This window comes from Eggerthella sinensis (genome assembly GCF_003339815.1).
GTDB lineage: Bacteria > Actinomycetota > Coriobacteriia > Coriobacteriales > Eggerthellaceae > Eggerthella > Eggerthella sinensis.
The window spans coordinates 81,209-103,519 of sequence record NZ_PPTT01000004.1 but is presented as its reverse complement, the minus strand read 5'-3'; the positions used below and the strand labels follow the sequence as shown (position 1 = coordinate 103,519).

Below are 22,311 nucleotides of genomic sequence, written 5' to 3'. Positions count from 1 at the left end.
GCACCCATTGAACCACGTGGAGTGCACTCCAAGTCAAGCGCTTTTCCCTGAGCGAGCCCGTCAAACAGAAAAGCCCCGGATACGCGCGGCGTTCCGGGGCTCTCGCTTGCGGAAAAGCGGTGCTAGGCGGCGATGTCTCCCGGCTGCACGGCGTTCTCGCCTGCCGTGTTCTCCGAGCCGTCATCGGCGGGGGTGTCGGTGTTGTCCGCACCCTCCTCCGGAGCCTCGTTGTCGTTCGCGTTCTCGGTGTTGTCGCCTTCGCCCTCGTCGGTGGTGGGCGTCTCGGTCTTCGTGTCCGTCGACTTGGTGGCGCCGGCCGTGAGCGGCGTGGCCGACAGGTCGAGCGCGGTGCCGAGCCACTTCGTCTCGATGACGCCGATGGTGCCGTTGCTGGACAGCGTGGCAAGCGCCTCGGAAACGGCCTGCTTGAGGTCGGTGTTGGAGTCGGACACGCCCACGCTGTAGCCGCCCGCCTGCTGCATGAGCGCCACGATATGCACGTCGTCGCCCGCGCTGTGCGCCGCATACGTGCCGATGATGGCGTCGGCCGCCACGTACTGCACCTGGCCGGATGCCAGTTCGGCGAACGCGCTCTTGAGGTCGTCGGTGGTGGAGAGGGCCTCGGTGCCGAACTCGTTCGTCACCGCCCACGCGCTCTTCGACGACACCTGCGCGGCGAACTTCGAGCCCGACGTGCTCGTGGGAACCGTCGTGTTGGACGGCACGGCGAACAGCGCCACGCCCGTGGGCAGATAGGCGTCCGACTTCCAGAACGTCGTGTCCGAGTCGGTTTTGTCGATGCCCATCACGATGTCGACGGTGCCTTCCTTGAGCGCGGCCTCGGGGTCGGACCCCACGTTCACGATCTCAAGCTTCAGGCCGAAGCTGTCGGCGAGCGCCGCCGCCACGTCCACGTCGATGCCGACGATCTTGGACGACGAGGCGGGCTGCCCCGCCAGCGGCTGGTTGTCGGTGTTCACGCCGACGCGCAACGTGCCGTCTTTGCCGATTGCCGGCGATGCCAGCGTGGCCGCTTTCTCGGGGGGAGTATAGCTCTGCTGCGATGAGCAGCCCGTCAAGACGGCGAGCAGGGCTGCCATGCACGCGACCGCCATGCAGCAGGACGCGAGCGTTTTATAACGCTTCATAACCGGTGAGCCTCCATCTAGCTTGATCTGCATACTGCCTCTTTCGACTGACCTAGTCTTTGCCCCCACACTCGCGCACCGGAGCTCAGCTTGCGCCCCTGCCCTCTCGCCCGTCGCAACCGTATGTCGCGATACACGGGCGGTGCGTCTTACCTCTAGGATACGCCATGCTCGTCGCGCGGAAACCGCGCGGCTTACGTGGATCCTTTCGACCGCATCTGCCATGGACTAAGGTTGATGACAACCCGCAACTACAGACTCGAAAGAAGCATCGATCAGTGTACCAGATAGTGAAAACGCTCGGAAGCGCGCCCTCATAATCTGCGGGAATCGCGGATCGCGGGACGCAGGGGGAAGCGGATGGCGAGCGCGGGGAGGGCTGCGCTGGACGGGCGCTTGATGCGCGTTGGACGGACGCTGGAACCGCGCTGGAATCGCGGCGGGCGGGCGTTGGAACCGCGCGAGATCGGGCGGCGTTGCACGGGGGCGCGCGGCTAGACGGGCGTGTGCGCCGCCGTGCTATCCTCGAAACCATGACGACGCCTTCGACAGCTCCTGCTTCAACCATCGCCCCCGCCTGCTCGGGCCGCACCCGCGCGGCGCAGGTGGCGCGCAGCTACGGCCGCGGGGTGGCCGACGCGTTCACCGAGACGCTCTGGCCCACGCGCTGCGCCGTATGCGACACGCCGGGAGACGTGCTGTGTGCCCGCTGCAGCCTCAACCTGCAACATCTGGACTGGTGGCGCGCATGCCCGCGTTGCGGGTCGCCCTACGGGCGCACGCAGTGCTGCGCGTGCAACGACGTGGTGCTGGGCGCGCTCGGACGCGAAGAGCCACCCTTCGACGCCTGCGCGAGCGCCGTCGTCTACGACGACGCGGCCGCCTCCATCGTGCGCACCTGGAAGGACGCCGGGGAACGACGGCTCGCGGGCGCTATGGCCGCGCTCATGGCGCCCATGGTGCCGCCGTCGTGGCGCGCCGAGCACCCGATGGTGGTGCCCGTGCCGGCCACCTCGGCCGCGCGACGGCGGCGCGGGTTCGACCACGGCGACGAGCTGGCCCGCGAGGTGGCCGCGCGCCTCGGACTCGCAGTGGCGCCCCTGCTGGCGCGCCCGCGCAGCCGCGACCAGCGCGCGCTCGCCCGCCGCGGCCGCCTCGCGAACATGGACGGCCGCTTCACGGCGCTGCCCGGCGCCACCGCGCCGCCCTCGGCGCTCATCGTGGACGACGTGTACACCACGGGCGCCACGCTGTTCGCCGCCTCCGACGCCGTGCGCGCCGCCGGCGCCCGCACCGTCCGCTGCCTCACCTTCGCCCGCGTGCTGTGAGACGAGCGGAGAAAAGTGGCCTATGGATGTTCAATAGGTGTATAATACGCACCAGATAGGAACAGCAATGCAGTTTGAATACGATCCGAACAAAAGCTCGGCGAACCTGTTGAAGCATGGAATAGATTTCGAGAGCGCCCAGAAGCTCTGGGAAAGCAAAACCGTGACGTTCGTTTCCAGACCCGGCACCGACGAGATTCGCTACAAGACGTTCGGCATCATAGACGACAAGCACTGGACGGCAATCACCACCGATCGAGGCGGTTTGACGAGGATAATCTCCGTGCGCCGCTCGCGTGAAGAGGAGGTCGAGCGATATGAGCAAGAGCATTAAGGCATCCGAGATCGACAAGCGGTTCGACGACGGCGAGGATGTGAGCGAGTTCTTCGACATGGACAATCCCATCGTCGAATACGCTCCCGCTATCGAAGCGAAGCGCGTGAACGTCACCATGCCCACGTGGCTCATCGACGAGCTGGACTCCGAAGCGAGGCGCCTCACTATTAGCCGCCAGGCCGTGGTGGTGACCTGGCTCGCCGAGAAAGCCGAAGAGAAAGCCAACCGCCTCGGGCGTTAGCCGCGAAGCGACCTGCCGCCAGCCGCGCACCCCGCCTAAAGCGAACGGATGTTTCACGTGAAACATTCGGCATGGACCAGCGCGAACGCTCTTCAACCTGCAAAAAAGCGGCGGGCCGAGGCCCGCCGCTTGCATGCGTTTCCGTATGCCGCTGCGCTACATCGTGCGCTCGCGCTGCTTCTGCGTGGTGGTGCTGGCGGCGTCGGAGAGCTCCGCCACGTCCACCGAGATGCTGTGCTTGATGGGCTTCCAGTTGCACTTCTTCACGAGCGCCACGAGCGCGATGGGGATGTAGGTGATCATGAACACGGGGAACGTGAACATGTAGAGCACCTTCTTGCCCGTGGTGGAGCGGATGGAGTCCCATTCCACGAACGTGGTGAGCACGCCGAACATGAACATGAAGATGAAGTAGTTCATGAGGCAGAACAGGATGGAGGACACCGACGAGGCCACCATGATGCCCGTGGACATGGCCCCCGTGAGGCTGAGGAACACGATGATGCCGTTGAACAGCACCGACACGATGGTGAGCAGCATGCCCGGCGCGATGGTCATGAGCATGTCGTAGCACGCGAAGCGCGCACCCTTCGGGTTGACGGCGATGCCCTTCGCCAGGCGGGCGCCGTAGTGCCAGAACACCTGGTAGAAGCCCTTCGCCCAGCGGAAGCGCTGGTTCCACGAGTCGCGGAACGTGATGGGCTGCTCGTCGTAGAGGATGGCCGTGGGCGTGTAGCTAATGCGCGTGCCCTCGAGGATGCTGTTCGCCGAGAACTCGATGTCCTCGGTGAGCAGGTGCCACTTCCAGCCGCCGTTCTTCTCGATGATGTCGGCGGCGATGAAGAAGCCCGTGCCCGACACGGCGCAGCTCGTGTTGAGCGTGAGACGCGCCTGGTTGAGGAACTTGGCCTCGCGCAGGAACCACACGGCGTAGCCGGCGGAAATCCAGTTGGAGTCGTAGTTCTTGGAGTTGCGGTAGCTCGTGGAGGCCTTCGCGCCGTTGTCGTAGGTCTTGTTCATCTCGCGGAAGTAGTTCACGTCGAGCACGTTGTCGGCGTCGAACACGAAGAACGCCTCGTAGCCCTTGTCGGCATAGCGCTCGCGGATGCACTGGAAGCCGTAGTCGAGCGCGTAGCCCTTCCCCACTTCCTTGTCGTTGGTGCGGGGGAACACGATGGCGCCGGCTTCGCGGGCCACTTCGGCGGTGTCGTCCGTGCAGTTGTCGGCGATGACGAACACGTCGATGAGCTCGGAGGGGTAGTTCTGCACCTTGATGGAATGGATGAGGTCGCCGATGACGGCGGCCTCGTTGCGCGCCGAGATGACCGCGGCGAACTTGTGGTTCTTCTTCGCCGTAAGCTCCTTCGGCTTACGCGTCAGCACTACGAACACGTAGTAGAGCTGATACGTATAGCAGATCGTGAACGTGAGGAACACGCAGAAGTTGAATATATCAACAAACGAGATCTGCGAAAAAAACTGGTCCAGCACCTTAGCTCCTTTGTCGGGCCGCGTTCTTGCTTTGCGACCGTGCCATCGCGCACCCGTGCCTGCGGGTCGCGCGCCGCCCTCCTGTTGCTGTTCGATTTCGTCTGAGGGTTGTGCGGAACGCAGCGTACGTACGGCGTTCCAAACTGGACAGATTATAGCGGGTGCGCAGCCGTTCAGGGCAACAACGAGTCCGTTCGTTACCGTTTCTTCCGAATTTGTCCGTAGAAATCACCGGTATTCACAAAGGTTCTGCATATGAACTTCATAAATGGGCCGGTTCAGCTGTGATAATCTGAGTGTTTGAGAATCATCACGTCCCTTTGTCAATGGAGGCACCCCCTTGAAGTACGACATCAAAGACATCGAGCTGGCCGACGAGGGCCTCGCCCGCATCCTGTGGGCCGACCGCGACATGCCCGTGCTCGCATCCATCCGCGAGCGCTTCGAGCGCGAGCGTCCGCTCGAAGGCGTGCGCATCGGCGCGTGCATGCACGTGACCACCGAGACGGCGAACCTCATGCGCGCGCTCGTGGCCTCCGGCGCGCAGGTGACGCTGTGCGCGTCGAACCCACTGTCCACCCAGGACGACACGGCCGCTTCGCTCGTGCGCGACTACGGCGTTGACGTGCACGCCATCGCCGGCGAGGACATGGACACCTACGCGCGCCACATCGAAGCCGTCATCGCCACGAACCCGCAGATCATCATGGACGACGGCGCCGACCTCGACACGGCCCTGCACACGACGTTCACCGACAAGCTCGAACACGTCATCGGCGGCACCGAGGAAACCACCACCGGCGTCGTGCGCCTCATCGCCATGGCGGCGGAAGGCACGCTCGCCTACCCCGTGTTCAACATCAACGACGCGAACACGAAGCACTGCTTCGACAACCACTACGGCACGGGCCAGTCCACGCTCGACGGCATCGTGCGCGCCACGAACCGCCTGCTGTGCGGCCGCACCATCGTGATCTCGGGCTACGGCTACTGCGGCAGCGGCCTGGCCCTGCGCGCGAAGGGCATGGGCATGCGCGTCATCGTGTGCGAGGTGGACCCGCTCAAGGCGCTCGAGGCGCACATGGAGGGCTACGAGGTCATGCCGGCCGCCGAGGCCGCGAAGTTCGCCGACGTGTGGGTGACCGTGACGGGCAACTGCAAGGTGGTGGACGCCCCCGCCTTCGAGCATATGAAGGACGGCGCCATCGTGTGCAACTCGGGCCACTTCGACTCCGAGATCAACATCGGCTGGCTTGCCGAGCACGCCGTGAAGGTGGAGGAGATCAAGCCGCTCGTCGAGGAGTACACGCTGCCCGACGGCCGCACCGTCATCGTGCTGGCGCAGGGTCGCCTCGTCAACCTGTCGTGCGCCGAGGGGCACCCGGCATCCGTCATGGACATGAGCTTCGCGAACCAGGCGCTGGCGGCGGAGTACCTCTACCTGCATGCGGGCGAGCTGGAGAACCAGGTGTACGACGTGCCGGCCGCCATCGACGACGGCGTGGCGCGCGTGAAGCTGGAGACGCTCGGCATACAGATCGACGAGCTCACCGAGGAGCAGATCACGTACATGAACTCCTGGAACCTGAGCGAGGCGTAAGCGCCGAGGCGCCCCGCCGTTCCGCACCGACCGAAGACGCCCGCACCTGCGGGCGTCTTTTTTTGTCCCGTGACATAGCTACAAGGCATGAATGATCATGTATCAGAAGTATTGGCTATCGTGAAACATGCTCGGTACACTCTTCTTCGAGGACGCGGACAATCGCGAGGAGGAGCGCCGTGGTCGATCTTTCATCCGCCATCACGCAGATGGCCATCCTGCTGCTCGTCACGATCATCGGATTCGCCGCCGCGAAGCGGGGGTATCTGGACGAGCACGTCAAAGGCAAGCTCACGCTGCTGCTTTTGAACGTCACGCTGCCCTGCATGATCCTGGCCTCCGCCGGCAGCATCGACGCGTCGCAGATGGGCGGGCAGATCGGCTGGACGTTCGCGCTGGGCATCGCGCAGTTCTTCCTGCTGCTCGCATCGGGGGCGCTGTGCAACCTCGTCCTCCGCACGCCGCGCGGCGAACGCCCGCTCTACCTGTTCATGAGCGTGCTCACGAACACGGGCTTCGTGGGCATTCCCGTGATAGCGGCGCTGTACGGCGATCGGACGGTGCTGTTGTCGAGCGTGTTCATCATGGCGATGAACCTGCTCATCTACAGCGTCGGGTTCGCCCTCATCGCCCCGCGCGGAACGAAGACCGGACAATCGCCGTGGAAGGCGATGGCGAATCCCGCCACCGTGGCCTCGCTCGGCGCCATCGGCCTGCTGCTTGCGGGCGTGCGGCTCCCTACCGTCATCGAGGGGACCCTTGACATGGTGGGCGGCATCACCGCCCCCGTGGCCATGCTGCTCGTGGGCGTGATCGTGGCGAACATGCCCCTGCGCGAGGTGGCGACGGAATGGCGGCTGTACCCCTTCATCGCAGTGCGGCAGCTGCTCGTTCCCGCGGCGCTGTTCTTGGCGCTGCGGCCCCTCGTGCCCGACCCGGTGGTGCTCGGCCTGTTCGTCATCATGTTCGCCATGCCGGTGGGCTCGATGGCCTCCATGTTCGCCGGCCAGTTCGGACGCGACCAGGCGCTGCCCGCGAAGGGAACGGTTCTGAGCACCATGGCCTCGTTCGCCATCATCCCCGCCCTCGTAGTGTTCATGGGCACGGCGTGAGGAGGATGCAGGCCGCGGGAGATGCGAAGAGCGTCGTGACCGTCCTCGGCAACCGCGAAGAACCACAAACGATAGGAGCATGACATGAAAAAGAGCGAGAACATCCTGGTGGCGTACTTTTCTGCAAGCGGGCAGACGGCGCGCCTTGCGAAAACCGTCGCCCGCGCCACGGGCGGCGACCTGTTCGAGATCGAGCCCGCCGAGCCGTACACGTCCGCCGATCTCGACTGGAACGACCGGGCGAGCCGCAGCAGCAAGGAGATGAACGACCCCGCCTCGCGACCGGCCATCGCAAGCCGCGTCAAGAACATGGACGCTTACCAGACGGTGTACGTGGGCTTTCCCATCTGGTGGTACGTGGCGCCCACTATCGTCAACACGTTTTTGGAGAGCTACGATTTCGCGGGCAAGACGGTGGTCCCCTTCGCCACCTCGGGCGGCAGCGGCCTCGGCGATACGGCAAGCGTGCTGAAGAGGTGCTGCTCGCCGGCGACGCGCTGGCTGCCCGGCAGGCGCCTGAGCAGCGGCGCGAGCGAGGCGGAGGTGCGCCGGTGGATCGAAGGGATGAACCGATGAGCGCGGGGCGCGGGGCGAACCCCGCGCTCATGGATCGACGGCGGTTCGTGGGCCTGGCCGCAACGGCGGGAGCGGCGGCGATGGCGGGAGCCCTGCTCGGCGGGTGCGCGGGCGAGGAGGAGCATGCGCCTGAGTGGGCGGTGCCCGAAGAGGAAGCGGCTGCGATGGCGGCGCCCTCCCCCGCGGCGCCGGAAGCAAGCGCAACGCTCGTGGCCGTGTTCTCGCGCACCGGCCACACGCTGCAGGTGGCCGAGCGCATCCACGAGCTGGTGGAAAGCGACTTCTTCCGCATCGAGCCCGCCGCGGCGTACCCCGAGGATTACGACGAGATGCTGGAAACGGCGCAGCGCGAGCAGGACGACGACGCACGGCCCGCCCTGGCGAGCGCCGTCGAGAACTGGGACGACTACGATACCGTGTACCTCGGCCACCCCATCTGGTGGGCGCACGTCCCGCAGATCATGAAGAGCTTCGTCGAGCAGCACGACTTGGCGGGCAAGACGGTGGTCCCCTTCGCCACGAGCGGCGGGTCGAGCATCGCCGGCGCGCTGCCCGACCTCGAGGCGCTGTGTCCGGGCGCGACCTTCGCCGAAGGGCTGACGCTCGACGGGGACGCCGTGGACGCGCAGCTCGACCGCGTGGACGCGTGGCTCGCCAACGCGAACCTGCGATAGCGCCCTGCTCCGACCGCCTCGGGGATCACAGGATCCGACTTCCTCGTGGACGGAGGTGCGACGGCCTCGTACTTCTACGGGCCGCTCAAGCCTGCGGCAACGCGCTAGCGCAACGGCAAACGGCCCCTCGGAACACCGAGGGGCCGTTTTCGTCCTACAGGCTTTCCGTCAGAACGCGTTTGGTCTCCGTCTTCGTGAGCGGGTGGTAGCCGCCCTCCATGGGGAAGGTGGCCTCCACGATGCCGTCGAGCATGCCCTCGGTCACGCCGAGCTCGGAGAGGCGCATGACGCAGCCGATGTCGCGCGCCCACGCCTCGAGCGCGTCGATGCCGGCGGCGGCCACGTCCTGCTCGGTGCGGCCCGCGCCGTCCACGTCCCATACCGTGCGGGCGAACCGCGCGAACTTCGCCAGGCCGTACGGCATGACGAGGCGGTAGTAGGCAGGAGAGACGGCCGACAGCGTCATGCCGTGCGTGGCGTCGGTGTAGGCGCCCACGGCCTGGCCGATCATGTGCACCGTCCAATCGGTGGTCTTGCCCTTCGCCACGAGCGTGTTGAGCGCCCACGTGGCCGTCCACATGATGTTGCTGCGCGCCTCGTAGTCGGTCGGATGAACCACGGCGATGCGCGAAGCGTGCACGAGCGAGCGCATGAGGCCCTCCATGAGGTAGTCCGACACGTTGTCGTCGGCTCCGGAGAAGTACTGTTCCATGAGGTGCGACATGACGTCGAAGATGCCGGCCGCCATCTGGTAGCGCGGCACGGTGAACGTGAGCGCAGGGTTCAGGATGGCGAAGCGCGGAAACACGTTCTCGCCGAACACGTGGCCGATTTTAAGCTGCTGCGCATGGTTCGTGATGACGGCGCCGCCGTTCATCTCGCTGCCGGTGCCCGCCATGGTGAGCACGCAGCCCACAGGCACGACGTCGCACGCCACGTCCTCCATGCGCAGGTAGTAGCGCTCCCAGGGGTCCTCGTCGCAGTGCACCGACACGGACACGGCCTTGGCGTAGTCCACCACCGAGCCGCCGCCGACGGCCAGGATAAGATCCACGTCGTTCTCGCGGGCGAGGCGCACGCCCTCGTACAGCTTCTCAACCGTGGGGTTCGGCATGACCCCCGCATCCTCCACGACGGTCTTGCCGCATTCGTCCAGCAGCGCCGTCACCTGGTCGTACAGCCCCGTCTTCTTGATGGAGCCGCCGCCGTAGGCAAGCTGCACCGTGGCGCCGTAGCGCGGGAGCTCGTCGCGCAGGGCGTCGAGCGCCTCAGGGCCGAAGTGCAGGCGAGTAGGATTGACGTAATCGAAGGTTCCAAGCATGGGTTCTCCTGTTCAGGTTGGGTATGAAGCGGACGCGAGTGCTACTGGTCGAAGCGGATGCTGTGGAGGCGGTGGACTTCGTCGAGGGCGCCGACGTCGAGGATGAGGCTCCTCGCCCGGTCGAGGGCGCGGATGCGCTCCACGTCGTCCGGCGACAGCGCGAAATCGTCGAGGGCGAAGTTCTGCTCGATGCGCTCCCGGTGCACCGACTTCGGGATGGCCACGATGCCCTCCTGCCGCAGCCACCGCAGGATCACCTGGGCAGGCGTCTTGCCGTAGGGCGCGCCGATGGCGGCCAGCGTGTCGTTTCCGAAGATGCCGTCGCGACCCTCGGCGAACGGCGCCCAGGCCATGGCCTTGATGTCGGAGCGATCCATGAGCTCGCGCAAGGCGCGCTGCTGGCAGAACGGGTGCAGCTCGATCTGGTTGACGGCGGGCGCGATATCGTGCGAGAGCACGAGGTCGGCCAGGCGGTCGGGCAGGAAGTTGCACACGCCGATGGCGCGCACGCGGCCCTTGCGCACGAGCTCCTCCATGGCGCGCCAGCTACCGTGGTAGTCGCCGTAGGGCATGTGGACGAGATAGAGGTCGAGGTAGCCGGTGCCCAGGTTCGCGAGCGTCTTCTCGAACGAGGCGCGCGTGCGCTCGTAGCCCGCATCCTGTATCCACACCTTCGACGCGATGAACGCGTCCTCGCGCGGCACGCCGCTCTTCGCCAGCGCGGCGCCCACCGCCCGCTCGTTGCCGTAGCAGGCCGCCGTATCGATGAGGCGGTAGCCCACCTCGAGCGCGTCGAGCACGGCACGCTCGCATTGTTCCTGGTCGGTGACTTGGAAGACGCCGAATCCGGTCTGCGGCATGTCCACGCCGTTGTTGAGCTTGACGGTTTCCACGGGTTCGCTCCTTGCCTGCAGCTCGTCCGCTCACGCGGCGGCCGCGATCGTTATCGTCCCTGCGAGGGCTTCGATGCCGTCCGCGCCGGACGTCGCCTGCCCCACTTCGTACAGATCGTCGTTCGGCGCGTACGCGCCGTAGAACAGCACCACGTCGCCCCACGGCTCGTAGTATGCGAGCGTGCCCGCGCCGCCCTGCGCGTGCGGGGCGTCGGACACGTCGAGCGGATGGGGCGGGTAGCATATCTTCTCGTTCGTGCCGAAGTCCTCGACCTCGACGGTGAGCGGCAGCTGGTCGAGCAGCGCGCTCGCGGCGGCGGAGTCGTTGAGCTCGAAGACGACGGTGGCGTCGTTCGCGCTCACCTGGATGGTGCGCGCTTGCGCATGTGCGCACGCCGCCAGGCAGCACGCCAGCGCCACGGCGGCGAGAACCGCCGACAGCTTCTTCATCAATCGCATCATGTCGATCACCTCCTGCGACCCATGGTACGATCGCCGCTTGCAAATAGCCAATACCTATGTAGTATGTTCAAACATAGACACGAGGAATGCTAAGGAGACCGACGATGATCGAGACGCGCCTGCTGCACTACTTCCTGGCCATCGCGCGCGAGCAGAGCATCACGCGCGCCGCCGAGACCCTGCACGTCACGCAGCCCACGCTGTCGAAGCAGATGATGGACCTCGAGCGGCAGCTGGGCACGCAGCTGCTCGTGCGCGGCAAGAAGAAGGTCACGCTCACCGACGAGGGCACCTACCTGCGCAATCGCGCGCAGGAGATGATCGACCTCATGGAGCAGACCGAAGCGGCGTTTCGCGACGAGGAGGAGACGCTCGGCGGCGAGGTGTACCTGGGGTGCGGCGAGACGCGCGTCATGACGTTCGTCGTGGATGTGTTCGCCCGCCTGCGCGAGGAGCATCCGGGGATGCGCCTGCACTTGTACAGCGGCGACGCCGACACCGTGATGGAACGGCTCGACAAGGGGCTGCTCGACTTCGGCCTGCTGCTGGGACCGCTGCACCAGGAGAAGTACGACTACCTCGACCTGGGCATGCACGACACGTACGGCCTGCTCATGCCCCGCGATTGCCCGCTGGCCGAGCAGGAGGCGGTCACGCTCGACGACCTGCAGCGCGTGCCGCTCATCGTCTCCCGCCAACCCTACAGCGGCCATCAGCGCCTCGATTGGTTCGGCGTGGACTTCGAAGCGCTCGATGTGGTGGCCACGTACAACCTGTTGACGAACGCGACGTTTCTCGTGGAGCGAGGGCTGGGCTACGCGTTCTGCATCGACGGGCTGGCGGCCACCGATGGCGCGCGCAACCTGGCCTTCCGCCCGCTCGAGCCCGCGCTCACGCTCGACGCGTGCATCGCCGCGAAGCGCTACCGCGAGCTCTCCCCCGCCGCCAAGCTGCTCCTCGAGCGCCTGCGGCAGGAGGTGCGCGGGTAGCAGCGCAGGCAGCGTCGCAGGCGACAGGCAGACGGGAGGCGCGGCTAGAGGATGCTTGCCATGTAGAATCCGTAGCGCGCGATCATCATCCCCGCAACTCCAAGCACAAGCACGGCGGAGGCCACGAGGCGGACCGAAAGCTTGGGTTTTCCCGCGATGCCCATCCCAGCAGCGACGGCAGCCGCGACCGTGACGACCGCACCTGCAACCAGTAATTCTTGGCCGGCGGCGCCCAAAGCGGCATAGTCGAGGCACTTCCAAATCGTCGCAATGGCGGCAAGGGCGAGAAGCGCGAGAGCGACGATGCCAAACGGCCCCTTGAACCGTCGACCCGACACAAAGGCCCATGTGCAAGCGCCTGCCGACACGTCGCTCAAGACGAAGAGGGCCACCGTGGACGCGCCCGTCCACGCAGGGATGCCGAACACTTCAAGGTAGGCGTAAGACTCGACGGCGATGAGCAGGCAGCCGGCGGCGAGCCCAACGATGCGCACCGCTCGCAAGGTTCGCTTCTTTGCAAGGGCCGTCGCCAAGTCAACGGCGGCGACGAGCCCCATAAGCCCGGCGCAGATGCCCTCGAGCGTCAGCGAGGCCGCAGGGTTGTTGAAGACGCCCAGCACAAGCTCGGGGCGCCCAAGGTGCCCCAAGGCGCCAAAAGAACCGACGGCGATCAGGGCAAGGGAAACCAGGGGAAGGAGCCACGGGCGCTTCTCTTCCTCCTCGGACGGAAACAACGCTGCGATCACGTAAGAGCCTGCCGCAACGCCGGTGAGCGTGGTGAAAACCCAAAGGGGAAATTCTGAAATCATAGTGGCCTCCTTAGCCGTGAGCGGGAACGAGTTCGTTTTCATCCAGTGCGAAGAGCCGCACTGCCTCGAGCCGATGAAGCGCCTCGCGGACGGGCTTCAAGGGGGTATCGCCTTCCGATTCGACAGTCAGCTCGAGAGCGCCGGGGTTGGCTTCGAGCCAGAAGGCCGCCTCGCCTAAAAGCGAACCGTCGGCACGAGCGAACATCGCCAGCGCCTCGGCCGTCTGGGGGTAGGCGATCGCGGTGCGCGATCGCCTCAGAGCCTTGGCGTAATCCGGCATCCACGAATTCAGGTGCTCGTCGACGACGCCCTTCTGGTCGCGAAGCGCAAGCGCCAGCGCTGGCCCGTCTCCGGCGTCAAAGGCCGCAAGCGCACGCCTGGCCAGATGCGCGCAGAAGGCGCATATGAGCGACAGATGGTCGTCGGGCACGCGCTGCAGCCGCTTGGGCTCCAGGCCGTGCTCGCGGTAGCACCTGCGCACTTCGAGCGTCCGCTTCTGCACCGCCGACGGGTCTTTGGTAATGTTGGGCGAGGCCAACGGCACTGCGGGCAAGGAGGCAGGGCCGATGTAGCAGCGGGAGAACTCGTCTCGCATAGCCTCGACGAGCTCGTCTCGATCCGCTTCGCGCAAGGCGTCGAGAAATTCCCGGTAGCTTGCCAGGGCCTCGACGTCGTCGGCGTACTCGTCGAGCGAATCGTGCATGGTATCGCCAAGCAGCAGATCTACCAGCTCCGCCGTGGGCTCGCCCCCCGCAAGCTTGTGGAACATGGTGTAGAGGTAGGCGCGGGCGACCAGCAGAGCCTCCAGAGAGAGCACGTCCCCGGCGCTTGCGGGCCTGTTCGAATCGACCGGCGGCGTTTCCGGCGATTTCGCTGCCGCGGTCATAGCGCTACCTCGTTGAACGTCTCGTCGTCGACGCCCTCGGTGACGCGCAGAAGGAGGTTCGGATGGGTGAGGTCCGCGGGTCCGATGGCCGGGATCTCGCTCACCAAGCCGCTCCCGTACTTCTCCCTCAGCTCGTCGATATCCCCGAAATCGAGCGCGCGCGTGAGGCAGGCATCGACGCATACGGGGTTCTTGCCCGCTTCGCGAAGGTCCATGCACGAGTCGCATTTCACGATCATGGAAGTCGCCTCGTCCCACTGGGGGGCGCCGTACGGGCATGCCATCATGCAGTAGCGGCACTGGACGCACAAGCTGTCGTCGTGAACCACCAGCCCGTCGTCGGTTTTGTGCATGGAGGTGGTAGGGCAGCTCTTCACGCATGCGGGGTCTTCGCAGTGGTTGCACGAAACGGCCACATGGTAGATGCTGGGGTTGGGGAACACACCGCTCTCGTAGCTGGCCACCCGCCTCGTCCTGGGTCCCACCGTTTGCAGATCGTGCCGGTCTTTGCAGGCCACCTGACAGGTGCGGCAGCCGATGCAGCGGCTCATATCGAAGTAGAATCCGTAGCTCATGTTCGTTCCCCCTTAAAACTCGGCTCCGGCAAGGAAGGGCTCGCGCTCGCAATCCTCGACCAAGGGCTCGCCGTCGTATTTCTCTATCTCGAGAAGGATGCTGTTGTAGGTGTTGGAGTGCTGGTAGTAGTTCGAGCTGATGGGGCCGTTCAGTATCTGCTCGGACCCTCCGCGGTCGATTATCTCGTCGCCCGATTCATCCAGCACCGATCGCACGCCGTGGGGTATCGCGACGCAGCCGGGCATGATGGACTGCAGGGGCTGGGCCTTGCGCAGCATGCGGCCGAACTGGTTGTAGCACATGACGGTATCCCCGGCCTCGATGCCTCGATCGGCGGCGTCCGCGGCGTTCATGAACACGGGGTTCAGAAACGCCTCGGAATTCCACGTCGCGTTGTCGAAGTTGGAGTGGGCCCTGCGCATGTAATGGGGCGTATACGCCTGAAGGGGGTAGTCGCCCTTCACCTTGCCGTCCCAGTCGCTGAAGGTGTCCTTGTAGCCGATGGTGGGGTCGAAGTAGTTCGGGTAGGGCTTGATCGGCTCGTCCGCTATGCCGATGACGTTGATCGAGTCCGCCTTTTTCTGGGAGTAGATCTCGAGCTTGCCCGAGCCGGAGGGGCGCGGCCAGGCGGTCTGCGTCACCACCGAGCGGTTGTTCTCGTCGTAGGCCAGCATGTCGTCGCGGTACCCGATGTAGTTGCGGGGATCGTCGTAGTCGCGCGCGACCGTCCAACTTCCCTGGTGGATGAAGTCGTCGAAGGCTATCTCGCCCTGCTGCACGGGGTTGTCGGCGCCGTACTTCTCCCGGTCGGCCTCGGTCCAGGTGATGACGGGCTTCCAGGTCACCATGTCCTTGTCGAGGTACTTGAAGCCGAGGAAGTAGTTGAAGAACTGCTGGCGGTTGTCCACCGGGTACAGCTCGTCGGCATCCAAGCCCACCCGCTCGCAGATGTCGCGGAAGATGTGCTTGTCGTCGCGCGTTTCCCACAGCGGCTTGACCAGCGGGTAGTGCGCGAGGATGACGTCCTTGCGTTGCTTCTGGCCATTGCCGTCGCCGAAGACGCTCGGCCAGTTCAGCTCTCCCCACTCGGGATCGTCGTTGCCCTCGCAATGGGTCGACACGGGGAGGATGATGTCGGCGAACTGGGCGGTGAGCGAGTAGCGGATTTCGAGGGACACGTTGCACTCGGTGGAGCGCATGACCTCGATGGCCTCGGTGAGGTTGGGGCGGGACTGCATGAAGTTCGACTGGTGAGCGAACATGAACTTGGGGTTCACGGTCATCTCGCGCGCCTTATGGAACTCGGGCGTCGAGTTGTTGGTGCTATAGTAGCCTTCGGTGGTCGAGAGGTACTTCCCCTCCTTGAGGGCGCGCCACCATTGCTGTCCCTCGATGCTGGCGTTGGGGTCGAGGGGGTTCGGCGTGGCGTTGTTGAGGTCGGTGTAGTCGCCGTCGGTCACGATGAGGCGGTACCCCGCATCGCCCGCATCCCATGTGTAGGTGCACGCGCAGGCGTTGCCGGGCTTGCCCATGTGCCCGCCGAGCGCACCGACGGTCATGAGGGCCTGCGGAAGGTTCTCGGCGCCCGCGGTGCGCGAAGCGGCGTAGTTATGCAGGATCATCACGTTGTTCTCCTTGCCGCACAGCTCGGCGAACCAGACGATGTCCTCGATCGGGGTGCCGCACATCTCGCTTGCCCACTCGGGCGTCTTCTCCACGCCGTCGTACTCGCCCATGAGGTAGCCGAGCATGCACTCTTCGAGCTTCGCGTCCTCGGGCATGTGGTCCATGTCGAAGCCCACCGTGCGCTCGTTCATGAAATCCCAGTCGATGATGCTTCCGCGCTCCTCGTCGAGGCGCACCATCTCGTGCATGACGGCGAGCAGGAAGGCGGTGTCGGTGCCCACGCGGACGGGGACCCAGCGCGCGTTGTACGTGGACGCGGTCACGTTGCGCGAAGGGCCGACGTACACGAACTCCACGCCCTTTTCCTGGGCCAGGTTATAGAAATGGGGTGCGCCGCCCGTCTGCGCCCAGCAGGGGTTGCAGCTGTAGAACACGATATAGTCCGCATTCTCCAGGTCGTGGCGGTCGTTGGCCATCATGATGTCGGGATGGTCGCCCCAGGAGAACATCCCGATATGGTTGGGAACCATGGGGTAGGTGCCGAACGATTCCGTCTCGGAGTTGGTGATGCAGCCGCCCATCGCCTTGAGGATCAGCGTGCCCGCGTCCCAGTTCCATGCGTTGTTGATGACCGACCGCGGGCCGTAGGCATCGTATACGCGCACGAGCTCGCCTGCCACCAGATCGAGAGCCTCGTCCCAGCTGATACGCTCCCATTCGTCCTTGCCTCGAAGCTCCCCGTGGAAGTCGACGCCGCCGGGCTGCCAATGCTTTCGCTTCATGGGATACTTGATGCGGTCGGTGTTGTACACCATTTGGCGCCAGGAGTGGCCGCGCAGGCAGCTGCGCTGCTGAGGATGGGTCATGGAGTCCTCGTGCGCGTCATCGGTTTTCTGACGGATGATGGTTCCGTCCACCACGTAGCCCATGTTCAGGCACATGCTGTTACAGTTCGAGCAGCAGTGGATGGGAAGCCACTCCCCGCGTTCTTCGACGATGAGCGAGTCGGATGCGACCGCGTCGCGACCGGCCCTGCCCGATGCTTCGGCCGCGCTGGCCTCGGATCCCGACGCTCCGACAAGGGCAGCTGCAGCCGCAGCAGCCGAGCAAGCTTTCAGGAAATCGCGACGACGCAAACTCTTGTCCAATAGAGCCATAGTTCGTACCCCCTTCTCCGGATGCGCGCGCTTCTTGTTGCGCGCGTTTCGAAACTGCTGCCATTGTAGGAAGCTCGCAATCGGTTAGGGAATTGACTAGAATGCAAATAGCTTTTTGCCTCAAAGGCAACGACTGGCCTTCCCCTTGAGAACGGAGCCGATATGGAACTGAGGACCTTGCGATATTTCCAGGTGCTTGCGCAGGAAGGCAGCCTGTCGAACGCCGCCCGCGTTTTAGGGATAACCACCCCTACGCTCTCGCGTCAGCTTGCCGCCCTCGAAGACGAGCTGGGACGACAGCTGTATCTTCGATCCTCGAAGGGAATTGAGCTCACCGACCACGGAATCGTGCTCGCGCGCTATGCCGACACGCTCGTCGATCTGGCGGACAGGGCCGCAGAAGAGGTGTCGCTTCCGGAGCGGTCAGTGAAGGGGACGGTGCGCTTGGCCGTGGGGGAAACCAAAGTCGTCGGGCTCATGGCGCGCGCCATGGCCAAGGTTCGGGAGGGCTACCCCGACATCTCGTTCGCCCTCTATTGCGGGAACACCGTCGATTTGATGGACGATCTCGTGCGCGGCGCTTACGATTTCATGCTCGAATGCGAGATGAAGCCCCGTGCGGGGTTCAACACGCTTCCCCTGCCCATGCGGGACACATGGGGTATCGTCACAAGGCGCGACGACGAATTGGCGACGCTCGACAAGGTTCGTCCGCGCGACTTGGCCGGCCGGCCGCTCATCACGTCGCGGCAGGGGACGACGACGGAACCGCTCCGCTCGTGGCTTTCTGAGGTCGAGGACGATATAAGCGTCGTGGCCACCTACAACTTGCCCCTCAGCGCCAGGTTCCTCGTCGAGGAGGGCCTTGGCTCCATGTTCACGTATGAGGGCATCGTGGAGGAGGGACCGGAGAGCGGTCTCGCCTTCGTGCCGCTCGATCCCCCCATCGAATCGGCGCAGGGACTCGTTTGGCGCAAGACCATACCCTCCAAACCGGCGCAGGTGTTCCTCGACTGCCTCAAGAGCATCATCGAGCAGGGTTGAGCCCTGGCGAGCCCCCTTCCTCTCCGAACGCCGATTCGATGTGGGCCAAGAACCGCTTCGCGATCGGCGAGAGAACGGTAAGGCGCCTCCAGACGAGGTAGATGCCCGTTTCGAGCCTCGGCTCGAGCAGCTTGAACGCCAACCCGCTGCCCTCCGAGACATCGATCAGGTGCTCGAGCGCCAGCAGGTAGCCCAGCCCCTCCCGTGCGAACACGGAGCCGTTGTAGGCGAGCCTGAACGAGCCTTCGAGGACGAGCTCGTCCATCCTGTCCCCGCACCAGCGGGGGATGTCGTTTCTCCAAGCCTGCTCGGAGCAGAACAGCGGGAGCCCCGCCAAGTCGTCGACGGTGACGCAGCCCCCGCTCTTCTGCGCAAGCGGGCTGCCTTCGGGCATCACGACCCCCCACGCATCCTTCTCGGGGAGCGCGACGAACTCGTATTTGTCGGAATCGGGCTCGTCGGCCAGGAGTGCGAAATCGAGCACGCCCCGATCCAGCTTTTCGACGACCTGCTCGGTGTCGCCGCTGGTAATATGGTAGCGCAGGCTGGGGTACGCCCGTCTGAACGCCTTGATCTCGCGGGCAAGATAGCGCACCTGGTACGACTCCGCCAAGCCGAAGTAAACGTCTCCTCCGGCCACATCGCCAAGCGTCGAGAACTCCCCGGATATCCTGTCGGCCAGACCCACCAGGTCCTCGGCGCGCTTCCTGAGAAGAAGACCCTCCTCGGTGAGCCTGATGCTGAAGCTGTGCCGGGTGAACAGCTTTTGCCCAAGTTCTTTCTCGAGCGATTTCATCGCCTTCGAAAGCGTCGGCTGCGTGACATGCAGCAGCTCCGCCGCTCGAGTCATGTTCTCCTCCCGCGCCACGGCGAGAAAGTACCTCATCGTCCTCAGTTCCATGCATCCCCCTTACGATATTCCCAAAAAGAATATCATACATTCGATAATGCAATTAGCGGAATGACACCGCCTCCCTGAAAATGGACACGGAAACGGACAAGATAAAGGACGAGGTCGTGGACGCGATGGAGTCGTTCTTCAAGGAAAACCTCACGCAGTAAAGGAGCAGGCCATGAACAGGGCTTTAACGAGAAGAACGTTCTGCGCGGGCCTCGCGCTTGCCGCGGGAGGCGCTTTGGTCGGATGTTCGCAACCCGCCCTTGAGAGCGCCTCGACACCCTCGACCGATGCGCCCGGCCGCACCGCCGGTGGCGGCGAAGCGCGGCCCGAGATCCAGGAAACAACCCCAGCGGAAGAAAGGGCGCCCCGCATCATGCTCAACGACGGAAGGGAAATACCCGCTTTGGGATTGGGGACGTACTCCCTGACCGGTGACGTCTGTACGGAATCGGTCTACGCCGCCCTGCAGCGCGGCTACCGGTTGATCGACACAGCCTACGCGTATCATAACGAGGCGGAGGTGGGGCAAGCCGTCCGCCGGGCCGTCGCGGACGGCATCTGCGCTCGCGAGGACATCGTGGTGACCACGAAGCTCTACCCCTCGCAGTTCTCGAACGCCGAGGCCGCCATCGAAGAGGCGCTCGGGAAGCTGGACGTCGGCGCCATCGACCTCATGCTGCTCCACCATCCCGGGGACGGCGACGCCGCGGCCTACCGGGCCATGGAGAAGCACGTCGAGGCCGGGAACATCGGATCCGTGGGCGTCTCGTGCTACTACATCGAGGAGATCGCGGCCTTCCTGCCCGAGGTGAACGTCAAGCCCGTTCTGGTGCAAAACGAGATCCACCCCTACTACCAGGATCGGGACGCCACCCGCCACATCCAGTCCCTGGGGATTGACGTGCAGGCATGGTACCCGCTCGGAGGCCGCGGGCATCAGGACGAGCTTCTGGGCGACCCCGTCCTAGCGGCCATCGCCGAAGCGCACGGAGCGACCATAGCCCAGGTGATCCTGCGCTGGAACCATCAGAATGGCGTCATCGTCATCCCGGGATCGAGCAACCCCGACCACATGACCGAGAACATGGGGATCTTCGACCTCGAGCTGACCGACGAAGAGATGTCCCGCATCGCCGCGCTTGAGCGGCGCGAGAAGCACGACTGGTACTAAGAAGGCTCGAAGGCGATCGTCACAAAAAGGAAGTTATCGCATGAAAGTAAGCAAATCCCCACGCACGACGCTCGTGACCGGGCTGCTCGTCGCCCTCGCATTCGCGCTCGGATTCGCCGAGTTCGTGCTCATCGGCATCACGCCGGACGTGGCCGAAGGGCTGGGCGCGCCCCTCACCCTCGTCGGCGACCTCGTGGGGTACTACGCGCTGGCCTGCGCTGTGGCAACGCCCCTCGTCGCGCTGGCCACGGCCCGCGCGAACCGCTTCAAGCTGACGGCGGCGCTGCTCGTCGTGTTCAACGCGGGCAACCTGCTCACCTTGGTCTCCGGCGGCTACGCCTCGCTGCTGGTCTCGCGCCTGCTGCCGGCCGTCACGTCGGGCACGCTGCTGGCCATCGCCATGACCTACGTGCCCGACATCGTGGGCGAGCGGAAGGCGGCGCGCGTCATCGGCCTCGTGCTGGCCGGGTTCTCGGTGTCGAGCGTGGTGGGCGTGCCCGCGGGCACGCTGCTGGCCGATGCGCTCGGCTGGAAGGCAGCCTACGTCTGCGTGTTCGCGCTGGGCATCGCGGTGAGCGCCGCTTTGCTGCCCGCCCTGCCGCGCACCTCGGCGGCAACCGGCGAGCCCGCCACCGTACGCTCGCAGCTGCGCTTGCTGCGCGACGGGCGCGTGCTGCTCAACACAGGCATGATCCTCCTCGGCGCAGCGGCCACCTACGTGTTCTACACCTACCTCACGCCCGCGCTCGAAAGCGTCATAGGGCTGGACGGGGCCGCCGTGAGCGGCGTCCTGCTGCTGGCGGGTGCCGCGTGCGTGGGCTCCAACCTGCTGTCCGGCTGGATTGCCGGACGCTTCGGCCTGCGCGCGCTGCCCTGCACGTTCGCCGCACACGCCGCCGCGCTCGCGCTGCTGGCGTTCACGTTGCCGCTCGGCATAGCGGGCATCGCGAACATCCTCGTCGTCGCGCTGCTCATGTACGTCATGAACTCCACCGTGCAGATGCTGTTCCAGGACGTCGCGCGCGCCGACTACCCGAGCGCCGTCACGTTCTCGGCCTCGCTGCATCCCATGTCGTTCAACGCCGGCATCGCGCTGGGATCCCTCGCCGGGGGCTTCGTGGTCAATGCAGGCGGGCTGTTGGCCACGGGGCCCGTCGGCGCGCTGCTGGCGCTGGCCGCGGCCGGGCTGGCGCTCACGCTCATGCTGGCGACCGGAAGAAAGCGCGCCGCCGCGTCCATAGCCAACGACGCGTAACACGGAATGCTTGCGACGCCCTATTCGCTAGTCGCCGAAGCGGTAGCCCACATGCCATACGGTCTGCACGTAACGAGGCTCGTGCGGGTCGGGTTCGATCTTTTCGCGCAAGCGGTGGACGAGCACGGTGATGCTCGCGCTTTCTCCCGAATATTCCGGCCCCCAAATATCCTCGATGAGGTTCTCCCGCGTGAACACTACGCCGGGATTGCACGCAAGCATATAGAGAAGGTGGAATTCTTTCGGGGTCAGCTCGACTGCCCTACCCTGCGCCGTGACCCTGCGTTTCTTCGAATCGATCACCAGTCCGTCGAACGTGAGCACATCGGGAGAATAGCCGCTCTTCCTTCCTTTCTGGGATCGGCGCAAAAGCGCTTCGATGCGCAGTTGCAGCTCTTCCGGTATAAACGGCTTGACCAAATAGTCATCGGCACCCGCTTTGAATCCGATGTTCTTGTCAACGATGTCGCCTTTCGCAGTAAGCAGCAGGATAGGAGTCGCTGCGTTTTTTGCCCGTAGCGTCGCCGTGACCTCGAAGCCGTTTATCCCTGGCATCATGACGTCAAGAATGAGCAGGTCGGGCCGCTCTCGCTCGTACGTTGCGAGCGCTTCCGCACCGTCCGACACGCAAATGAAATCGTATCCCTCTTCGCGTACGATATGCCCCACGAGCGTCTGCATACCTTCGTCGTCATCGGCTAGCATAATCAACAT

General features: G+C 64.9%; 22 protein-coding genes. 11 read left to right on the top strand and 11 right to left on the bottom strand.

Features of this window, described 5'->3' with window-relative positions; genetic code table 11:
* Window positions 1–122: 122 nt before the first annotated feature.
* Window positions 123–1,148 carry a substrate-binding periplasmic protein gene (locus C1876_RS03285; protein ID WP_114545298.1) on the bottom strand — a complete coding sequence of 342 codons (1,026 nt, stop codon included), beginning with the start codon at window positions 1,146–1,148 and terminating at the stop codon, window positions 123–125.
* 506 nt (window positions 1,149–1,654) lie between these two features.
* Between C1876_RS03285 and C1876_RS03280 the strand changes: the two genes are divergently transcribed.
* The 3 genes from C1876_RS03280 (at window position 1,655) to brnA (ending at window position 3,054) form a co-directional block, all read left to right on the top strand.
* The gene (locus C1876_RS03280) at window positions 1,655–2,476 is read left to right on the top strand and encodes a ComF family protein (RefSeq protein ID WP_244910018.1); all 822 of its coding nucleotides are present in this window, start codon (window positions 1,655–1,657) and stop codon (window positions 2,474–2,476) included.
* A 67-nt stretch (window positions 2,477–2,543) separates the two neighbouring features.
* Window positions 2,544–2,810: a BrnT family toxin gene (locus tag C1876_RS03275; RefSeq protein WP_114545296.1), complete on the top strand. Its 267-nt coding sequence runs from the start codon at window positions 2,544–2,546 to the stop codon at window positions 2,808–2,810.
* Window positions 2,794–3,054, top strand: coding sequence for a type II toxin-antitoxin system BrnA family antitoxin (gene brnA, locus C1876_RS03270; RefSeq protein ID WP_114545295.1), 261 nt, complete (start codon window positions 2,794–2,796; stop codon window positions 3,052–3,054). The genes C1876_RS03275 and brnA overlap by 17 nt, the downstream gene beginning before the upstream one ends.
* Before the next feature lie 156 nt (window positions 3,055–3,210).
* On the opposite strand, the gene C1876_RS03265 is transcribed toward brnA, so the two are convergent.
* Window positions 3,211–4,545 (bottom strand): glycosyltransferase family 2 protein, encoded by a 1,335-nt coding sequence (locus tag C1876_RS03265; protein WP_114545294.1) that lies wholly within the window; start codon window positions 4,543–4,545, stop codon window positions 3,211–3,213.
* Window positions 4,546–4,885: 340 nt separating this feature from the next.
* On the opposite strand from C1876_RS03265, the gene ahcY reads away from it, so the two are divergent.
* From ahcY to C1876_RS03245, 4 genes are all read left to right on the top strand, one after another.
* Window positions 4,886–6,145, top strand: a complete 1,260-nt coding sequence (gene ahcY / locus C1876_RS03260) for an adenosylhomocysteinase (RefSeq protein WP_114545293.1) — start codon at window positions 4,886–4,888, stop codon at window positions 6,143–6,145.
* A 179-nt stretch (window positions 6,146–6,324) separates the two neighbouring features.
* Window positions 6,325–7,257, top strand: coding sequence for an AEC family transporter (locus C1876_RS03255; RefSeq protein WP_114545292.1), 933 nt, complete (start codon window positions 6,325–6,327; stop codon window positions 7,255–7,257).
* Between the two features lie 84 nt (window positions 7,258–7,341).
* Window positions 7,342–7,833, top strand: a complete 492-nt coding sequence (locus C1876_RS03250) for a flavodoxin (protein ID WP_114545291.1) — start codon at window positions 7,342–7,344, stop codon at window positions 7,831–7,833.
* A complete protein-coding gene (locus C1876_RS03245; RefSeq protein ID WP_114545290.1) occupies window positions 7,830–8,507 on the top strand; it encodes a flavodoxin in 678 nt (225 codons plus the stop codon). The genes C1876_RS03250 and C1876_RS03245 overlap by 4 nt, the downstream gene beginning before the upstream one ends.
* 154 nt (window positions 8,508–8,661) lie before the next feature.
* Here C1876_RS03245 and C1876_RS03240 read toward each other — a convergent pair whose 3' ends face one another.
* The 3 genes from C1876_RS03240 to C1876_RS03230 are packed head-to-tail and all read right to left on the bottom strand — an operon-like array spanning window position 8,662 to window position 11,183.
* Window positions 8,662–9,828: an iron-containing alcohol dehydrogenase gene (locus C1876_RS03240; RefSeq protein ID WP_114545289.1), complete on the bottom strand. Its 1,167-nt coding sequence runs from the start codon at window positions 9,826–9,828 to the stop codon at window positions 8,662–8,664.
* Between the two features lie 41 nt (window positions 9,829–9,869).
* Window positions 9,870–10,721: an aldo/keto reductase gene (locus tag C1876_RS03235; RefSeq protein WP_114545288.1), complete on the bottom strand. Its 852-nt coding sequence runs from the start codon at window positions 10,719–10,721 to the stop codon at window positions 9,870–9,872.
* Window positions 10,722–10,751: 30 nt separating this feature from the next.
* Window positions 10,752–11,183, bottom strand: coding sequence for a cyclophilin-like fold protein (locus tag C1876_RS03230; RefSeq protein WP_211309493.1), 432 nt, complete (start codon window positions 11,181–11,183; stop codon window positions 10,752–10,754).
* A 104-nt stretch (window positions 11,184–11,287) separates the two neighbouring features.
* Here C1876_RS03230 and C1876_RS03225 point away from each other — a divergent pair, with 104 nt between their 5' ends.
* Window positions 11,288–12,172, top strand: a complete 885-nt coding sequence (locus tag C1876_RS03225) for a LysR family transcriptional regulator (protein WP_114545287.1) — start codon at window positions 11,288–11,290, stop codon at window positions 12,170–12,172.
* A 44-nt stretch (window positions 12,173–12,216) separates the two neighbouring features.
* On the opposite strand, the gene C1876_RS03220 is transcribed toward C1876_RS03225, so the two are convergent.
* Genes C1876_RS03220 through C1876_RS03205 form a run of 4 tightly spaced genes read right to left on the bottom strand, consistent with a single transcriptional unit; the run spans window position 12,217 to window position 17,226 of the window.
* The gene (locus C1876_RS03220) at window positions 12,217–12,981 is read right to left on the bottom strand and encodes a dimethyl sulfoxide reductase anchor subunit (protein ID WP_158544589.1); all 765 of its coding nucleotides are present in this window, start codon (window positions 12,979–12,981) and stop codon (window positions 12,217–12,219) included.
* Between the two features lie 10 nt (window positions 12,982–12,991).
* The gene (locus tag C1876_RS03215; RefSeq protein WP_114545285.1) at window positions 12,992–13,867 is read right to left on the bottom strand and encodes a TorD/DmsD family molecular chaperone; all 876 of its coding nucleotides are present in this window, start codon (window positions 13,865–13,867) and stop codon (window positions 12,992–12,994) included.
* The gene (locus C1876_RS03210; protein WP_114545284.1) at window positions 13,864–14,442 is read right to left on the bottom strand and encodes a 4Fe-4S dicluster domain-containing protein; all 579 of its coding nucleotides are present in this window, start codon (window positions 14,440–14,442) and stop codon (window positions 13,864–13,866) included. The genes C1876_RS03215 and C1876_RS03210 overlap by 4 nt, the downstream gene beginning before the upstream one ends.
* A gap of 12 nt (window positions 14,443–14,454) precedes the next feature.
* Window positions 14,455–17,226, bottom strand: coding sequence for a molybdopterin-containing oxidoreductase family protein (locus C1876_RS03205; protein WP_114545283.1), 2,772 nt, complete (start codon window positions 17,224–17,226; stop codon window positions 14,455–14,457).
* 162 nt (window positions 17,227–17,388) lie between these two features.
* On the opposite strand from C1876_RS03205, the gene C1876_RS03200 reads away from it, so the two are divergent.
* Complete coding sequence (locus C1876_RS03200; RefSeq protein ID WP_114545282.1) at window positions 17,389–18,270, top strand: LysR family transcriptional regulator; 882 nt, start codon at window positions 17,389–17,391, stop codon at window positions 18,268–18,270.
* Here C1876_RS03200 and C1876_RS03195 read toward each other — a convergent pair.
* A complete protein-coding gene (locus C1876_RS03195) occupies window positions 18,254–19,171 on the bottom strand; it encodes a LysR family transcriptional regulator (RefSeq protein WP_114545281.1) in 918 nt (305 codons plus the stop codon). The genes C1876_RS03200 and C1876_RS03195 overlap by 17 nt on opposite strands.
* A 403-nt stretch (window positions 19,172–19,574) precedes the next feature.
* Between C1876_RS03195 and C1876_RS03190 the strand changes: the two genes are divergently transcribed.
* Together C1876_RS03190 and C1876_RS03185 are read left to right on the top strand one after the other, a co-directional pair.
* Window positions 19,575–20,342 carry an aldo/keto reductase gene (locus tag C1876_RS03190; protein ID WP_211309492.1) on the top strand — a complete coding sequence of 256 codons (768 nt, stop codon included), beginning with the start codon at window positions 19,575–19,577 and terminating at the stop codon, window positions 20,340–20,342.
* A gap of 40 nt (window positions 20,343–20,382) precedes the next feature.
* Window positions 20,383–21,597 carry an MFS transporter gene (locus tag C1876_RS03185; RefSeq protein WP_114545279.1) on the top strand — a complete coding sequence of 405 codons (1,215 nt, stop codon included), beginning with the start codon at window positions 20,383–20,385 and terminating at the stop codon, window positions 21,595–21,597.
* A gap of 27 nt (window positions 21,598–21,624) precedes the next feature.
* Here the strand turns inward: C1876_RS03185 and C1876_RS03180 are convergent, their stop codons facing one another.
* On the bottom strand, window positions 21,625–22,311 hold the full coding sequence (locus tag C1876_RS03180) for a response regulator transcription factor (RefSeq protein ID WP_114545278.1): 687 nt from the start codon (window positions 22,309–22,311) through the stop codon (window positions 21,625–21,627).